This window comes from Chitinophaga arvensicola (assembly GCF_900110835.1).
Taxonomy (GTDB): Bacteria; Bacteroidota; Bacteroidia; order Chitinophagales; family Chitinophagaceae; genus Chitinophaga; species Chitinophaga arvensicola.
In genome coordinates, this window is record NZ_FOJG01000001.1 from 3051115 (window position 1) to 3067912 (window position 16798).

Consider the following 16798-nt stretch of genomic DNA (forward strand, 5'->3'; position numbering starts at 1 on the left):
CTTCCGCAAAAAATAAGCAGATCCCTAGCTATTTAGCGCAATATTTATGCAAAAAACCGTCATCATTATCGCAGGTCCTACCGCTTCCGGCAAAACTGCCCTGTCTGTTCAGATAGCACAGCTGTTCAACACAGCCGTGATCTCCGCAGACTCCCGGCAATGCTACCGTGAAATCAGTATCGGTACCGCAAAACCTTCCCCGGAAGAACTGTCGGCGGTTCCCCACTATTTTATTAACTCCCACAGTATCAGGGAAGAGGTTAACGCAGGCATATACGAGAAACTTGCCCTGCAATACACCAGCGAAATCTTTGAAAAAAATGATGTAGCCATCATGTGCGGTGGCACCGGCCTCTACATCCGCGCCTTCGTGGAAGGCATCGATGATATGCCCGCCATCGCCCCCGGTATCCGTACCCACCTCAATGAACAATTTGCCCGGCATGGCCTCTCCTGGCTGCAGGAACAACTCCAGGAACGCGATCCCGGTTTCTACGCCACCGCTGAAACACAAAATCCCCAACGCCTCATCCGCGCCCTGGAAGTACTGGACGCCACCGGCCAGTCTATCACCACTTTCCGCAACGCCACCCGCGCCCAGCGCGATTTCCGGGTCATTAAAATCGGGATCAACCTGCCCAAAGAACAACTCCATCATAATATTCACTACCGGGTAGACCAGATGATTCAAGCCGGCCTCGTTGAAGAAGTCAGATCCGTACTGCCTTACCGGGAACATAACGCCCTGCGCACCGTAGGCTACCAGGAAATCTTTAGCTTCCTCGACGGATATATCTCCCTGGATCAGGCCATAGACGATATTAAAACACATACCCGCCAGTATGCCAAAAGACAACTGACCTGGTTCCGCAAAGACCCGGCCTTCCAATGGTTCGATCCCCGCGATACGGCAGCGATCATCACTTATGTGAAACAGCAGGCGCAGTAACTACACCACCGCTTCAAAGAAACATCCTCTCTCCAAAAAACGGATTACCGGTGCAACCGGTGAGGGCCTATGCTATGTGTACACCTGAAAGCAGATGTAATAAATCGCACTGTTTATTGTCATTGCATTGTCAGGTAAGCCGTATCCTAGCCCTATCCCAGCCCTATTCCAGTGCCCCATAAGCTCCACCTATTAGATACGGCTTATCTATAGTGGGATGAGTGAATACCTACCCTATATCGGGGTGTATGATAAAGCCGGCAATAACAATCTCCTGCAAATAATTACGGACAACCGCTGTGCTGAAACCGGACATTTGGGATAATTATGGAATATGTAATTATTTGTATCTATGTAACTGATATTGTGGCATTTTCTTAGCTGCCAGAGCAGACGCCCGAAGCCGGGCTCACTGAAACATTCCGCTTATGTTTAGAAACTATCTGAAAATCGCCTGGCGACACCTGCTGAAAAACAGGCGTTTTACCCTGCTGAATCTTATCGGGCTGTCTACCGGTCTCGCAGGTACGTTGTTAATCTGCCTCTGGGTATACGATGAAGGAAGCTTTGACCATTTCCATAAAAATGACCGCCACCTGTTTCAGGTCATGGAAAATGTGCCACACGAAAAGGGCATCACCACTTCTCCGGAAACACCCGCATTACTGGCCGCAACGCTTAAAGCCAATATGCCGGAAGTGGCCGCCGCTACGGTAAGTACACCGCCCTCCTGGTTTCCGAAAATAGCCCTGACAGCAGGAGATAAAAACAGTAAAGCCGCCGGCATTTTCGCCGGAGCAGATTATCTGCAGGTATTTTCTTACCCATTGCTGCAGGGAAATAACCAACAGGTACTCCAGGATAAAAATAGTATCGTGATATCCGCCAGCCTCGCGCAAACCTTGTTTGGCAGCGTATCAGGCGCAGTAGGTAAAACCATTCACTGGCAGCTGGATAAATTCAAAAAAGCCAGTATCGTGTCCGGCGTGCTGGAAAATACACCGGCTAACTCTTCCACCCGGTTCGATTGCCTACTGCCTTTCGATGTGTTCAGGGAAATCATGAATATTACTGCCATGGACCCACAAGGCCCGTTTTATACCTATCTCGTTACAAAAGAAGGAACAGATGTTACCGCCTTTAATGCAAAGCTGAGCCAGTATATGACCAGTCTCACAAAAGGCAGTACCAGCTCCCGGCAGCTGTTCCTGGAGCGTTACAGCGATCATTACCTCCATGGTAATTATGAAAATGGCGTACAGGCAGGCGGCCGTATCAGCTATGTAAAACTTTTCTCACTGATCTCCCTTTTCATCCTGCTCATAGCGTGTATCAACTTTGTAAACCTCTCCACCGCTCAGTCTTCCGGCCGCATGAAAGAAATGGGAATCCGGAAAACGATCGGCGCTAATCGCGCTACACTGGTACTGCAATACCTGGGAGAATCCATGCTGCTCACTTTTTTATCGTTGCTCGTAGCATTGATGCTGGTAACACTGTTGCTGCCGGAGTTCAACCAGATCACCGGTAAATCATTGTCCCTGTCGTTCAATACCGGCACGGTTGCCATCATCCTGGCTATTGCACTGGCAACAGGCCTGCTGGCAGGCAGCTATCCCGCCTTCTACCTCTCCGGGTTTCATCCGCTATCGGTATTGAAAGGCAAAATGCCCGGATCTCCCGGTCAGCTGCTGGCCCGTAAAGGCCTGGTGGTATTCCAGTTTACTTTGTCGGTGTTATTTATGGTGGCGGTGATTACTGTATACCGGCAAATTGCGTATGTGCAGCACCGTTATCCCGGATATGATAAAGACAATGTGGTATACTTCGACGTAGAAGGCAAGGTGCCGGAAAAGATCCCTGACTTTTTAGCGGGTATTAAAAGGATTCCGGGTGTAGAAAATGCATCTGCCATGGTAGGAAATGTGTTGGGTGCACCTTCCAGGGGATGTAGCTGGAAGGGCAGGGGCAAAGACGAAATTATTTTATGCCGTCCTTTCCAGGTAAACTATGATATGATGGAAACACTGGGGTTGCAGATGGCGGCCGGTCGTTCTTTCTCCAGGGACTATGGTACAGACAACAACCGCATCATTTTTAATGAAGCGGCCATCCGGGCAATGGGTATTGAAAATCCTGTGGGCAAAGTGATCCAGTTCGATGGAAGTCAGCTGGAGATCGCCGGGGTAGTGAAGGATTTTCATTTTCAATCCATGCATGAAGCCATCAGTCCTGCCTTTTTCAGGCTGGATATGGTGAACAGCACAGTGATGGTAAAAATCAAAGGAGAACAAACAAAGACGACGCTGGCGGCACTGAATCACTTTTATCAGCAGTATAACCCGGGTTTTGCATTTGATTATAAGTTCCTCGATGAAGATTATCAGGCGCAGTATATCGCGGAGCAACGGGTGGCCGCGCTGTCAAAGTATTTCACCATACTGGCTATCCTGATCTCCTGTCTGGGTTTGTTTGGTCTGGTAGCTTTCACGGCAGAAAGCCGGCGCAAGGAAATCAGTATCCGCAAGGTGCTGGGTGCTACCGTAGCGAATGTGGTGCTGATGTTATCGGGCGTGTTTTTACGTTCGGTGCTGATCGCCATCGGTATCGGTTTGCCGCTGGCCTGGTATGGCATGAATCGCTGGTTACATAGTTTTGTATATCATATGGAGATGGGCGCCGGGGTATTGCTGCTGGTGGCCGGGGCTATTATCGGGGTCACGTTGCTGACGGTCAGTTTTCAATCGGTACGGGCAGCGCTGGAGAACCCGGTAAAGAGTCTGAAAATGGAATAAAAAAAGTCCGGGTCATCAGGCCCGGACTTTTTTTATCATCAGTTGATTTGTTTAGAACTTGAATCCTACAGACAACACGATATTGCTTCTGGCAAAATCCATGGTAGCAGCCTGTGGAGTCAATGCGGCTTCATATACGGTATACGGCTGATACCTGTCTTTTCCCTGGGTGTAGCTGTAGGTAGCATCTACATACAGGCCTTTGGTACGCAGACCAAGACCACCGCTGTACACTTTACGGGAAGCATCTACACCGGCGTTGTAAGCATCATTGCTATATGGGTTGCCATACGCTGCAAAACCTGCTCTTACGGCATACATGGCGAGGAATTTAACCTCAGCGCCTACACGAACATTGGAAGTGGCTTTGTAAACAGCGCTGATATTGTTATTCAGCACGTTCTGGCCAGATCTGTTATCGCTCATTTTGAATTTACCGGACGACTGGTTTACGTATTCATAATCTGCCGTGATAAAGCCCTGAACGGTTTTAGGTTCCTGCAGGTTGCCAAAGAAATAGGAAGCGCCGGCACCTGCACGCAATGGAGCGGTGTAGTTGTAGTCATTTTCAACAGGATATCCCTGCGTCTGATCCAGTGAAATAGCGCCTACTTCTTTACGGCCGTCTTCTATATCTGAATATAATTCGGAAGTATAACTGTCATGAATAGAGTACCAGGTAGGTGTTACGAAAGTACCACCCAGTCTGAAGTGGTCAGATACCTTGTAGAGGATACCCAGTTTACCACCAAAACCCAGACCGGTACGTTTGAGGTTCTTATAATAGTCGAAATACTTGAAATTATTGGCATCGCTTCCGGTGGCATCATCTTCTGACCAGGAAAGATTCTCTTTGTAATTAATGCTGGGCAGGTTGATGCTGGCGCCGATATAGAGGCGGTCGCCATAGTTACCACCTACTGCGAAGGTATATTCATTGAGGCCGCCTTCTGTTTTCAGGGTTCCTCTCTGCTGGATACTTGCCAGCCCACCAATTTGCCTGGATGGAGAAGACAGTGCCATGGGTTGTTTATTACCGGTGGTAGGTTGATAGTCTGCAATCAGTCCTGTAGCGAAGCCAAGGTCGTAACCCAGTGCCTGTGTGGCTTTGGAGCCGTCGAACAGGTCATCTACCCATACATCTGCGTAGGAAGATTTTTTATTATTGCCGGCGATGGCGATTTCGTTATTGTAATTAGCCACGCGCTGCATACCCAGTGAAAAGCTGATATTGTTCCACGTGCTGGCGCCGTTGTTTTTGTTGGTAGCCATTACCAGGCCGATGGACGGCATCTGGAAATTGGAACGGTTTCCTTTGTTATCGAGCGAGCCATTGCCGAGGTAGGTAGAAGTATTCTGCGAGATACCTACGCCGCCTGAAACATGAAACTCACCGGTTTTGAAGATGGCAATACCTGCCGGGTTAAGATGTGCGGATGAATAATCTCCTCCGAGACCTATGCCTGCTCCGCCCAATGCCTGGGTTCTGGCGGTTCCCTGAGGTTGATTGGGAGAGTAAAGTAGTGCGTCGTTGGTGCTCTGGGCAATGGCTGTCACAGATATAAACATGCCACCTAAAAGAGGATAAAGTCTTTTAATCATAATCTGTTTTCTTAAAAATGAGATTGCTGCAGGTAAAATTACGGTTGCTGGACGTTTGCTGCGATATGTATAACGTGCTGAACTGGCAAAACGTGTGTGGAGATAAAAAATAAGCGTAGTTTTTCAGGCTACGCTTATCTTGTCAATGTTTTTTTATTAACGGCCTCCTCTGGATGGACGGCTGTAACCACCGCCGCCACCGGAATTACCACCACCTACACGACCACCGCCTGAGCTGGGAGGAGTGTAGCTTGGAGCCGGGGTAGGAGCTGGTCTGCTGTATTCTGCTCTCTGTGGACGGGAATAATTACCATTGTCGCTACCACTGTTGTAGGCAGGTCTTGATACAGGTCTTTCTGAACTGGACTGCTGGAACACACGACGTGGTCTGTCATTACCATTCACTACGTTACCGCCATTGGCTGGCTGGAAGGTACCGGTTCTGGAAGGACGGGTATATCCGCCACCACCGGTGCCGCTACCGCTATTGGTATAATTCGATCTTGGTACTCTTTCGTTACCTGCTCTTACAGGACCGTAAGAGTTGGAAGGACGGGAATTGTAATATCCGCCATGTCCGTAGTAACCACCACCATAGTAGCCACCGTGGCCGTAAAATCCACCACCGTAGTAAGGGTAGTAGTAAGAAGGCCAGTAGCTGCCGATGTATGGGTATCCCCAACCGCCACCGTAGAAACCGCTGTTCCATGGGCTATAGAAACCACCCATTCCCCAGCCAAGGCCGAGGCTCAGTGAAGGTCCGTAGAAACTGCTGTATGGGCTGTAACCGAGTCCGAAACCACCGAATCCCATGCCCATTCCCCAACCGCTGCTCATGTACAGGTTGGAAGCCGCATTGTAACCATCCTAGTAATCACCGGAGTAGTTGCTGCCACTGCCAAATCTGTTCAGACGGCGTTGGTAATCGCCCTGGTCTTCATCCTGGTAAGTAACATAGTTACCACCTTCGTCCTGGTTGCCTTGTACATAATTGGCATCATTCTCATCCTGGCGGCTATTTCCATTCGAACCATTATTGGAGGCATAGGTACGCTGCTGCTGACGCGGAGAATAGTATACATCATCCGGTGTCTGCGCCGTTTTGTAGGTACTGGAACACGCGCCCAGTGCGAGCGAAGCGGCCAGTCCAATGTATAATATAGGCTTCATTTGAAATATGTTTTAAGCGTGATTCGTGTAGTAAATTTACTTCTTTTTAACGGATTTAACGGGAAGAAAGTTACAATAACACAGACTACGTTATATTATTTTGTGATAAGTGTTTGCAACGTTATGTTTTTCATCTATGTTTGTGGAATTTCTTCTGAAGGTAATTTGGACAAAAACTAAGCCAATTCAGCCCCTGGCACATGGCAGACAGGTTTAATTTTGACTTGACAAATATAACCCGACTAAGCTTAAAACTAACGATATATAAATAAGGTATAATTTTTATGAGTAAAGAGATCACAGCCCGCTCGGAAGACTATTCAAAATGGTATAACGACCTGGTATTGAAAGGCGGCCTGGCAGACTATTCTGCCGTGAAGGGATGTATGGTTATCAAACCATACGGCTTCGCCCTCTGGGAAGCCATGCGCGATGTATTGGATCGCAAATTCAAGGAAACCGGTCACCAGAATGCATATTTCCCGCTGTTCATCCCTAAAAGCTTTTTAAGTAAAGAAGCCGCCCACGTGGAAGGATTCGCAAAAGAATGCGCCGTAGTAACCCATTACCGCCTGAAAAACGACCCCGATGGCGGTGGCGTTATTGTGGACCCGGAAGCCAAACTGGCAGAAGAACTCATCGTTCGTCCCACTTCTGAGACAATTATCTGGAATACATATAAAGACTGGATCCAGTCGTACCGCGACCTGCCCCTCCTGATCAACCAGTGGGCAAACGTAGTACGCTGGGAAATGCGTACCCGCCTGTTCCTCCGTACCACAGAATTCCTGTGGCAGGAAGGCCATACCGCTCACGCTACTGCACAGGAAGCCATCGCCGAAACAGAACAGATGCTGAACATCTACGCTGATTTCGCTGAAAACTATATGGCCGTTCCCGTTGTACGTGGACTGAAATCACCCAGCGAAAGATTCGCCGGCGCCGTAGAAACCTATTGCGTGGAAGCCATGATGCAGGATGGTAAAGCCTTACAGGCTGGTACCTCCCACTTCCTGGGCCAGAACTTCGCCAAAGCATTCGACGTACAGTTCTCCAATAAAGAAAATAAACTGGAACACGTGTGGGCTACTTCCTGGGGAGTGTCTACCCGCCTGATCGGCGCACTCATCATGGTACACAGCGATGATGAAGGTCTCGTGATGCCGCCGAAAATTGCTCCTATCCAGGTAGTGATCGTGCCTATTTACAAAGGCCCCGATCAGAAAGCCGGTCTGGATGAAAAAGTGAACGTTATCGTAAAGGAACTGAGAAGCGCCGGTATCAGCGTGAAATACGACGATTCCGACAATAACCGCCCAGGCTGGAAATTCGCTGAATACGAAATGAAAGGCGTTCCCGTTCGTATAGCCATTGGCGCAAGAGATCTCGAAAACAACGTGGCCGAGGTAACCCGCCGCGATACGAAAGAGAAAATGAGCCTGTCGCTGGATGGTTTATCCAACCGCATCAAGGATCTGCTGGACGAAATTCAGATCAACCTCTTTAATAAAGCAAAAGCTTACCGCGATAGCCACATCACCCGTGTAGATACTTTCGAAGAATTTGAAAAAGTACTGGACGAAAAAGGTGGCTTTGTATCTGCACACTGGGACGGTACCGCCGAAACAGAAGAACAGATCAAAGACCGGACAAAAGCAACCATCCGCTGCATCCCGCTGGACAACCCGCAGGAAGCCGGTACTTGTATTCTGACCGGCAAGCCATCAAAGGAAAGGGTGCTGTTCGCCAGAGCTTACTAAGAAAGAATTACCATATTAACCCGACGGATTACGGATTTTCAGGAAGATATTCATAGGAATTCTTCCTAAAAAGCCGTAATTCGTTCCGGTGTTGTCTGGAAGCTTTCATAAACCATTAAAATGATCCGATGCCCTTGAACCGTTTTATAATGTTATGGGGGTTGGTCTTCTTTTGCACTGTTACAACATCCCTGGCACAAGGGCTGATGATCCGTAACTATAATGTGAAGGACGGACTGGCCAACGCTACTGTTTATGCTGCTGTGCAGGATAAAGACGGGTTCATATGGTTTGCTACTCCCACCGGCGTCAGTAAGTTCGATGGTAAAAGATTCCGCAACTACGCCAAAAAAGACGGTCTTACGGATAATGAAGTGGTGAAACTCGCCGCCGATTCCAAAGGACGGGTATGGTTTTTTACCCTCAACGGAAAACCTTCCTTTTACGAAAAGTCAGTCATCCACAGCGAAGACAACGACTCCTCCCTGCTTTTCAACAGCCGTAGCCACTACATGCAGTACGCCTTCGAAGGACAAGGCGGCTACATCTGGTTTCTCAATACCAATAACCGTATTGTACAATACAACGGCAAACAAACGATTTACGATAAACTGGGTGCTTCCGGCGCCGACCTGTATTTCCTGATGCGCAACGACAGCATCTTCCATCCTTTACAGGCTTCCTTTCACCTGGAAACACTGAGAGATCCCAATAATTCCTTACAGCAGATCTCTTCCGTTTGTCCGTACCCGTTAGATGATCCCACACTGCGTACCCGTGTAAACGAAAACGCCGTAGTGATCATGCGGAATACCCTGTACTCCTACACTTCTAAAGAAGCTTTCTGCTTCTTCAATGGCGCAGAATGGGGAATAAAAGATGATATCAGCCACATGTGCATCGACAACGATAACCTGTGGATCGGTACCCAGCGTGCTTTGTATTTCCTCAAAGGGTACTTCCGGGGAGAAAGAAGAATTATCCGTTTGCTCGATAATCATTTTATCACCTCCCTGCTGAAAGACAGGGACGGCAATATCTGGATCACCACTTTTGGAGATGGTGTATACAATATCCCCTACAAGAATTTTTATTTCAGTTACCTGGATAATACCAATGGCCTTTATTCGCATTCCATCTTCAGCATCAGCAAAGACAAGAAAAACGACCTGCTGCTGATTGGGCAGAATGCCGGCATCCTCAATACCATGGATGTGGATAACCAGATCCGCCAATATACACTGGACACCACTTCCGGCCGTAACAGCGTACTCTCTATTACCCCGCATACCAACGATAATGTATTGATAGGCACCGATAACGGCCTGTATAATTTTAATGCCCTTACCCGTAAAACATCTCTCTTAAAAGCAGTAAAAATGCTGAAAGATGTAGATGTTTCCCCCGGTGGAAAGATCCGGATAGCAGCGAAAAACCAGGTGATTGCGCTCGATGACTATGCCATCAGCGACCTGGATATGCTGGTTACTTCCATCGCGAGTATCAGCGACTCTACCTATTACGTGGGCACCAACATGGGCCTCTATTTCTGCACCGATAAGCAACGGACACTGGTACCCGCCGGCGCAGACACCATGCGTAAGGTAAGTATCAAAGACCTTAAATGGATAGACGGTTCCCTTTGGGTAGGCACCAGCGACCAGGGAATTTATGTGATGCAGCACGATTCAGTTGTAAAGCACCTGTCGACCGCAAACGACCTGGCCAGTGATATTTGTCAGCAACTTTATTACGACGGTGTTGGCCGCCTGTATGTAGCTACCAACCACGGCGTATCAGTGGTGGATGTGAAAACACGGCGCATCACCCGCAACATCACCTCCAGCGACGGATTGATGTCGGATGACATCCGTGGTGTGTATGCGGATCATGATATCCTGTATATCGCTACCTCCAACGGGTTGTGTTATTTCAATGCAGATCATATCCCCGTAGATACCATTCCACCGGTGATCTACCTGAATAATATCCGTTATGGCGACAGTACCTTCCTGTCTTCCCAGCGTTTTGTACACCTGTACAAACGCAAGGCTTCCTTTGAAGCGGAGTTTGGTACCATTGTATTTGATTTGCCGGAACTGGTAGAGTACCAGTATAATTTTTCGGGAGATAGTACCAATGGCTGGGTAACTACCATGTCGAATATCATCCCGTTCCCGGACCTGCAGCCTGGCAACTACACGCTGATGGTAAGGGCGAGGAAATACAAGAGCGACTGGTCCAAGGCGCTGAGTATGGAAGTAAACATCCTGCCCAGATGGTACCAGCAATGGTGGGCGAGAGGCATCCTGCTGCTGGCGGCTTTACTGCTGGTAGGCGTAGGCCTGCGCTATATTATCCGTCGTATTAAGCAGGCAGAGAAGCGGAAAACAGAGTATAACCGGCGTATCGCGGAGCTGGAGGCCAAGGCATTGACCAACCAGATGAATCCGCATTTCATTTTCAATTCCCTGAACTCCGTGCAACACCTGATTTTAGAGAAAGAAGAGAAGCAGGCCCTGAATTTCCTGGCGGATTTTGCCACACTGATGCGGCAGATGCTGAATAATTCCCGTAAATCGTATATATCCCTGGAAGAAGAAATCGCTTTCCTGACCCGTTACCTCGAGTTGGAAAAGATCCGGTTTGCACATTCCTTTACCTATCACTTTATCATGGAGGATGCTTTGAAAGAGTATACCATTTATATCCCGCCCATGATTATTCAGCCGATAGTGGAAAATGCCATCAAACACGGGTTGGCACCCAAGAATATCAGCGGTTACCTGGAGATCCGCCTGGAGATGGTGGATGACCTGTTATATTGCTCGGTAGATGACGACGGAATAGGTTGGGATAAGTCAAATAGCATTAAAAGTTCAAGGCTCATTAAACACGAGTCTACTGCACTCAGCGTGATTAAAGAGCGGTTGCAGATTATAAAATCTTTTAATGGAAGTGTTGGAAAGTTAGAAATTATTGATAAATTTAAATCTGGTTTCGGCAATAAGGAAGGTACCTTAGTTGAAATACTGATTCCCATTGTTAAGATGTTATGAGTAATATAAAAGCTGCCATTGTAGACGATGAAGTCCGCAACATTCATATTTTACGCAATATACTGGAGAACTACTGCAAAGATGTGACAGTTGTCGGTGAAGCGCAGAATATCAATGAGGCGGCAGAAATGATAAAGAATAACCCCATTGATGTTCTGTTTCTTGATATTGAGATGCCACCACACAATGGATTTCAGCTCCTGGAAATGTTCCCGGTGCTGAATTTTGAAGTTATCTTTATCACCGCTTTCCAGGAGTATGCACTGCAGGCAATTAAATTTGCCGCGCTGGACTACCTGTTGAAACCAATCAAGGTCAGTGAGGTGGAAGATGCGTTGGAAAAAGTGAAAAAGAGCAAGAAGGGGAGACTCAACGAACTGGCATCCATCCTGAAAGACTACGTAAAGAACAACGATAATGCTTTCTCAAAGATCGTTATACCGGTAAACGACGGGTATAATGTGATCGATCTGAAAGATATTATCTATTGTGAAGCCTTTGATAGCTATACCAAAATTCAGCTGATCAATAACGTATCCCATCTGATCTCCAAATCATTGAAGGAATATGAGGAGATGCTCTCTGATAAAGGATTTTACAGGGTGCATAAGTCCTTCCTCATTAATATTCATCACATCGTCAAGATCATCAAAGGGCTGGGAACAGCCGTGGTGATGAGCGATCAGAAGAATATCCCGATCTCCTCCCGTAAGAAAGATGAATTCTTCACCCAGTTGAAAGGAGTGATCAATCTCTAATATTATTAATTTATTGTAATTATTAAAGCCGGTGGCGCAACGCTTAACCGGCTTTTTTGTGCGTTCACTAACCGGATTGAACCGTTTACGGATTTAGACCGGTTCATCTCATATACTTATATTATTTTTCTAATGGGTTTTCATAGATATGGCTGATTGCATGCCCGGTCTTTTAAGGCTATTGCGTGTATGACTTAATGGAAAAGTCCCGTTCCCGAGTAAGCCGGGACGGGACTTTTATCTTTTAAGACCCTGACCTGTTAAAGGATCAGAGGTTTTCGGTACCAGTACCGGTAGTTACATTATAGTAATAGATATTTCCACCTTTTTCAGGATAGAAGCCTATCAGCTTGAGTGTTTTTTGTTTTTCCACGGCCTGGCTCAGGTCATCTACAGAAGTGATCTGTGTGCTGCCTGCTTTCAGGATTACGAACCCGGGCGCCATGGTGGTTTGTTTTTTCAGGATACCATTGCCGATATCATTGACTACCACACCGCCATTTACACCCAAACGGGCTGCCTGATCCTTGTCGAGTTCGGAGAGATCCGCACCCAAACGGTCCAGCGCTGTTACCTTTACCAGGTCGGTATTACCTTTCAGGTTTTTCATCACCACATTGTTAACGGTGATTTCCTTACCATCGCGCAGGTAGCTCAGGCTGATCTTATCGCCTGGTTTGTAACGGGCCACCTGTTCGCTGAGCTGGGAAGTAGTCGGGATCTTCACTCCGTTTACCGCAGTGATCACATCGCCGGTACGCAGGCCGGCAGCAGCAGCAGAGCTATTCGGCAATACTTCCGTTACCTGTACACCATTTACATCTCTTCTGATACCGGCATCTTTCAGCTGCTCATCGCTCATATTGGCAATGAGGGAAGAAGGAGCGTATCTCACACCGAGATAAGCACGCTGCACGTTACCATATTTCAGGATATCATCGACTACCTTTTTGATCAGGTTTACCGGAATGGCGTAGGAATAACCTGCATAGGAACCTGTAGGAGAGGCGATTGCAGAGTTGATACCTACCAGCTCACCAGCGGTATTCACCAATGCACCACCACTATTACCCTGGTTCACCGCCGCATCGGTTTGTATAAATGATTCGATGGCGCTGTTTACCCGGCCACCACTTTTGTTGATACCAATGGAGCGGGATTTCGCACTCACGATACCAGCAGTTACGGTGGCATCAAGATTCAGCGGATAACCCACGGCCAATACCCATTGTCCTATTTCCACGTTGTCGGAGTTACCATACAGGAGATAGGGAAGGTCTTTGGCGTCGATTTTTACCACAGCGAGGTCGGTGCTGGGGTCAGTACCTACCAGTTTCGCTTTGTAGGTTTTGTTTTCGTTGCTGAGGGAAACGCTGATTTCATCGGCATCAGCAATCACGTGATTGTTGGTCACGATGTAGCCATCTGCGGAAATCAGTACACCGGAGCCGGAAGCCATCTGGCCCGGAACATAGTACCGGCGGCCATCTCCGCCACCATTAAATTCATCTCCGAAGAAATCGTCTCCGAACAGATCCTGCAGGATACTGCGTTTTCTTTGCAGGTTATTACCATTGGTAACCTGGCGCGGATTGATTTTCGTTTTGATATGAACTACTCCCGGCACAGCTGCTTTTGCCGCAGTAGTAAAATCTGATGGTGGTGTGGCATTTGCATTTCCTTCTGTACCCGGCATGTAGCGGGCATAGTTGACAGGGATTTCAGTTCCGTTCTGGAAAACCATCGGCTGCTTCGGCTGGATATATTTGCCATACACAAATATGGAGGCAGCTGCCGTTACAGCACTGATAAGAACAGTCGTAACAATTTGCTTGAATTTCATATTATAGTGTGTTTGCGTGATAATTAATTTAACGCAGGTATATGATCAATTTATATGCCCTGAGTACAAATTTAATTCGCAGCAGGAATCAAACGCAACCCGGGAGATTTACTTTAACACATTTTTATATCAATCGTTAAACGCGGCTTAATACGCTACTGACAGGCATGACAGCCCGCATGTCAATATAACAAGTAATTGCGACAAATTGTTAGGGGAATGCCTCCGTTGTGCGGTATGTCCGGACACAACGGAGGTAAGACGTTATAAATCCAGCAGGAATTTCATGGTATCCACGCCGTCTGCATAATCGGTGAGGGAGGGTTGCTGCGCAGAGCCAAAAGGTGTAAACTGCTGACCTACCAGGCATTGGAGGGCTTCTTCTCCGGAAAGCTCCTGTTGGAGCTGAGCCATATCTATATAATAACTATAGTGTAAAACGCTGAGCGGTGAAAACAGGCCGGTATTTTCCTGGAGCAGGATACTGCCGTTGGTCATATACGGACTGGCATTGAGCAACAGGAGCGCCAGGTTATAATCGTAGTTGTTCTTGTATTTATGATGATCTGCCAGGTAGCTGTATTTCTCCAAAGCTTTGAGCAGGGGCACAAAGTCGTAGTCGACCGGCACATACACTTTGGTCACATTACGGCAGCCAAGTCCGAAGTAAAGCATAATATCATCTGCCAGGGACGAAAGTTCTTCTGGTGTTTCGTTACCGGTGAGGATAGCGGCGGAAGTACGGTTATGACGGATAATATGCGGATATTTTGCAAAATAGTAGTGGAAGTAGCGGGCAGAGTTGTTACTGCCGGTGGCGATATAGGCGTCGCAGTTTTTCAGCATATCCTGCACTTCGGTCTGGTGGGCCTGGTCCGGGTACCATTCCCCGATCTTCTCCAGGATATGTTTCATGAGGATCTCATCTTTACCGGAGAGCTTCATTTTTACGGAATGCCCGCTCAGGAAGCCGCAAAGCCAGTCGTGGAAGCCTACCAGGGGAATATTTCCGGCAGAAACGATGCCTACGGTTTTGGGCGTCCTTTCTTCGGTGGCTTTCGGATAGCCGGCCAGCCATTCCTGTAAAGGCGCCGGAGAGAGGAAATACCGGGAGATATTCTCCAGGGCGTTGTCTATAAAGGAGGGGATAAACCAGCCATTTGCAATATAAGCACGCTCTTTTACTGCTTCCAACTCCGGACTTTTATCCGCCAGATACTGCCCCAGGCGCACTAATGCGGCTTCTTTTTCTACTATGTTCATGAAAGTATATAAATAATGACCTAATTAAACCGGGAAAATTTTATTTTTGTCACACAAAATTAATGGCTTACTACTTAACCAAAAAGTTTACACTATGGCAATTAAGATAACAGACGAATGTATAAACTGTGGCGCCTGCGAACCAGAATGCCCCAACAATGCGATATACGAGGGTGGTGTTGAATGGGCTTTAGCCGACGGTACCACCGTAAAAGGCTCCTATACATTGATGGATGGTAGTGTAATGGATGCTGACCTGCGAAATGCGCCTATCAGTGTAGATACCTACTATATTGTGCCCAACAAATGTACAGAATGCCAGGGATTTCATGAAGAACCACAATGTGCCGCGGTTTGCCCGGTAGATTGCTGCGTACCGGATGAAATGTACCAGGAAACTGTGGATGAGTTGATGGATAAGAAGGCAAAACTGCACGTTTAAAATATTCAGGAAGGAAGCTTATAACCGTTCCCGCTTTGGCCGGAACGGTTTTTTTTATGTAATTTGAACAGCCGCCGTCTGCAAGGGCCGTGGCTCTTGACAATTAACAAATATCCTTTAACTTTACCCGCTTATTGTAAAACATTTTATGAAGAAGAATATAGCTTTGGTCGCCGGTGGCTATTCAGGAGAGTATGTGATTTCCGTGCAGAGTGCCGTAACTATTGAAAATAATCTCGACAGCAGTAAATACAATGTATATAAGATCGTCATTACCCGGGAAAGCTGGAGCCATACCGGTGCAGATGGCGTGGTGACCGAAGTGGACAAAAATGATTTTTCCTTAACCATCCACGGAAATAAAATCACCTTTGATGCCGTTTTTATCGGTATCCATGGTACCCCGGGCGAAGATGGCCGCTTACAGGGATATTTTGAAATGCTCGGTATTCCGTTTACCAGCTGTGGCATGGTCACCTCTGCGGTAACGTTCAATAAAAGCTATTGCAATAAGGTAGTAGAAGCCTTGCAGGTGGTGAATGTATCCAAATCGGTGCATATTTTCCGCGAACAGCCCTATAACACTGCTGACATCTTGCAGCAACTGCGTTTACCCGTATTCGTGAAACCGGCAGAAGGAGGCAGCAGCATCGGTATGTCCAAGGTGAAAACTGCGGAAGAACTGCAGCCAGCTATCGATAAAGCGTTTAATGAAGATTCACAGGTACTGATCGAAGAATTTATCAAGGGCCGGGAACTGACCATCGGATTATTCCGTTCCAAAGGTGCCATCACCGTATTGCCTATCACGGAAGTGGTGAGCAGCAAGGAGTTCTTCGACTATGAAGCGAAATATACCCCGGGTGTGAGCAATGAAATTACTCCTGCGCCGGTAAGCGACGATATTACCCGTAAAGTACAGGAAACCGCGACTGTATTATATAATAAGCTGAATTGCAAAGGCATTGTGCGTGCTGACTTTATATACGAAGAAGCCACCGGCAAATTATTTTTCCTGGAAATCAATACTATGCCCGGTCAGTCTGAAAACAGCCTGGTACCACAACAGGTAAGGGCTGCCGGAAAGACCCTGCAGGAATTTTATGGCCTGCTTTTGGAAGAAAGCATGCAATAACGATTATCACACTTAATTTAAT

The 16798-nt window shown here is 47.4% G+C and carries 12 protein-coding genes; 7 read left to right on the top strand and 5 right to left on the bottom strand.

What is annotated here, in order from left to right; all coding sequences use genetic code 11:
• The first annotated feature begins 46 nt into the window (after positions 1–46).
• Positions 47–949 (top strand): tRNA (adenosine(37)-N6)-dimethylallyltransferase MiaA, encoded by a 903-nt coding sequence (miaA, locus tag BMW79_RS12675; RefSeq protein ID WP_089895226.1) that lies wholly within the window; start codon positions 47–49, stop codon positions 947–949.
• A 428-nt stretch (positions 950–1377) separates the two neighbouring features.
• On the top strand, positions 1378–3744 hold the full coding sequence (locus tag BMW79_RS12680) for an ABC transporter permease (protein ID WP_089895228.1): 2367 nt from the start codon (positions 1378–1380) through the stop codon (positions 3742–3744).
• A gap of 51 nt (positions 3745–3795) precedes the next feature.
• Here BMW79_RS12680 and BMW79_RS12685 read toward each other — a convergent pair whose 3' ends face one another.
• The 3 genes from BMW79_RS12685 to BMW79_RS12695 form a co-directional block, all read right to left on the bottom strand.
• Entirely contained in the window at positions 3796–5346 is a 1551-nt protein-coding gene (locus BMW79_RS12685; protein ID WP_143059142.1) for an OmpP1/FadL family transporter, read from the bottom strand.
• A 156-nt stretch (positions 5347–5502) separates the two neighbouring features.
• Positions 5503–6183: a hypothetical protein gene (locus BMW79_RS12690; protein ID WP_089895233.1), complete on the bottom strand. Its 681-nt coding sequence runs from the start codon at positions 6181–6183 to the stop codon at positions 5503–5505.
• Between the two features lie 30 nt (positions 6184–6213).
• A complete protein-coding gene (locus tag BMW79_RS12695; RefSeq protein WP_089895235.1) occupies positions 6214–6516 on the bottom strand; it encodes a hypothetical protein in 303 nt (100 codons plus the stop codon).
• 284 nt (positions 6517–6800) lie between these two features.
• On the opposite strand from BMW79_RS12695, the gene proS reads away from it, so the two are divergent.
• From proS to BMW79_RS12710, 3 genes are all read left to right on the top strand, one after another.
• Complete coding sequence (gene proS / locus BMW79_RS12700; protein ID WP_089895237.1) at positions 6801–8276, top strand: proline--tRNA ligase; 1476 nt, start codon at positions 6801–6803, stop codon at positions 8274–8276.
• 134 nt (positions 8277–8410) lie between these two features.
• On the top strand, positions 8411–11335 hold the full coding sequence (locus BMW79_RS12705) for a sensor histidine kinase (protein WP_177192147.1): 2925 nt from the start codon (positions 8411–8413) through the stop codon (positions 11333–11335).
• Positions 11332–12093, top strand: coding sequence for a LytR/AlgR family response regulator transcription factor (locus BMW79_RS12710; RefSeq protein ID WP_078672331.1), 762 nt, complete (start codon positions 11332–11334; stop codon positions 12091–12093). The genes BMW79_RS12705 and BMW79_RS12710 overlap by 4 nt, the downstream gene beginning before the upstream one ends.
• Positions 12094–12361: 268 nt before the next feature.
• Here the strand turns inward: BMW79_RS12710 and BMW79_RS12715 are convergent, their stop codons facing one another.
• Together BMW79_RS12715 and BMW79_RS12720 are read right to left on the bottom strand one after the other, a co-directional pair.
• Complete coding sequence (locus tag BMW79_RS12715) at positions 12362–13936, bottom strand: trypsin-like peptidase domain-containing protein (RefSeq protein WP_089895241.1); 1575 nt, start codon at positions 13934–13936, stop codon at positions 12362–12364.
• A 264-nt stretch (positions 13937–14200) separates the two neighbouring features.
• Positions 14201–15199, bottom strand: coding sequence for an acyl-CoA reductase (locus tag BMW79_RS12720; RefSeq protein WP_089895243.1), 999 nt, complete (start codon positions 15197–15199; stop codon positions 14201–14203).
• Between the two features lie 94 nt (positions 15200–15293).
• Here BMW79_RS12720 and BMW79_RS12725 point away from each other — a divergent pair, with 94 nt between their 5' ends.
• Positions 15294–15641: a 4Fe-4S dicluster domain-containing protein gene (locus BMW79_RS12725; RefSeq protein WP_089895245.1), complete on the top strand. Its 348-nt coding sequence runs from the start codon at positions 15294–15296 to the stop codon at positions 15639–15641.
• 148 nt (positions 15642–15789) lie between these two features.
• Complete coding sequence (locus BMW79_RS12730; RefSeq protein ID WP_089895248.1) at positions 15790–16776, top strand: D-alanine--D-alanine ligase; 987 nt, start codon at positions 15790–15792, stop codon at positions 16774–16776.
• Positions 16777–16798 lie beyond the last annotated feature (22 nt).

Bases quoted from the DNA above. Each gene is read 5' to 3' on its own strand.
- miaA (WP_089895226.1), top strand. From the start codon at position 47: ATGCAAAAAACCGTCATCATTATCGCAGGTCCTACCGCTTCCGGCAAA.
- BMW79_RS12680 (WP_089895228.1), top strand. From the start codon at position 1,378: ATGTTTAGAAACTATCTGAAAATCGCCTGGCGACACCTGCTGAAAAAC.
- BMW79_RS12685 (WP_143059142.1), bottom strand. From the start codon at position 5,346: ATGATTAAAAGACTTTATCCTCTTTTAGGTGGCATGTTTATATCTGTG.
- BMW79_RS12690 (WP_089895233.1), bottom strand. From the start codon at position 6,183: ATGAGCAGCGGTTGGGGAATGGGCATGGGATTCGGTGGTTTCGGACTC.
- BMW79_RS12695 (WP_089895235.1), bottom strand. From the start codon at position 6,516: ATGAAGCCTATATTATACATTGGACTGGCCGCTTCGCTCGCACTGGGC.
- proS (WP_089895237.1), top strand. From the start codon at position 6,801: ATGAGTAAAGAGATCACAGCCCGCTCGGAAGACTATTCAAAATGGTAT.
- BMW79_RS12710 (WP_078672331.1), top strand. From the start codon at position 11,332: ATGAGTAATATAAAAGCTGCCATTGTAGACGATGAAGTCCGCAACATT.
- BMW79_RS12715 (WP_089895241.1), bottom strand. From the start codon at position 13,936: ATGAAATTCAAGCAAATTGTTACGACTGTTCTTATCAGTGCTGTAACG.
- BMW79_RS12720 (WP_089895243.1), bottom strand. From the start codon at position 15,199: ATGAACATAGTAGAAAAAGAAGCCGCATTAGTGCGCCTGGGGCAGTAT.
- BMW79_RS12725 (WP_089895245.1), top strand. From the start codon at position 15,294: ATGGCAATTAAGATAACAGACGAATGTATAAACTGTGGCGCCTGCGAA.
- BMW79_RS12730 (WP_089895248.1), top strand. From the start codon at position 15,790: ATGAAGAAGAATATAGCTTTGGTCGCCGGTGGCTATTCAGGAGAGTAT.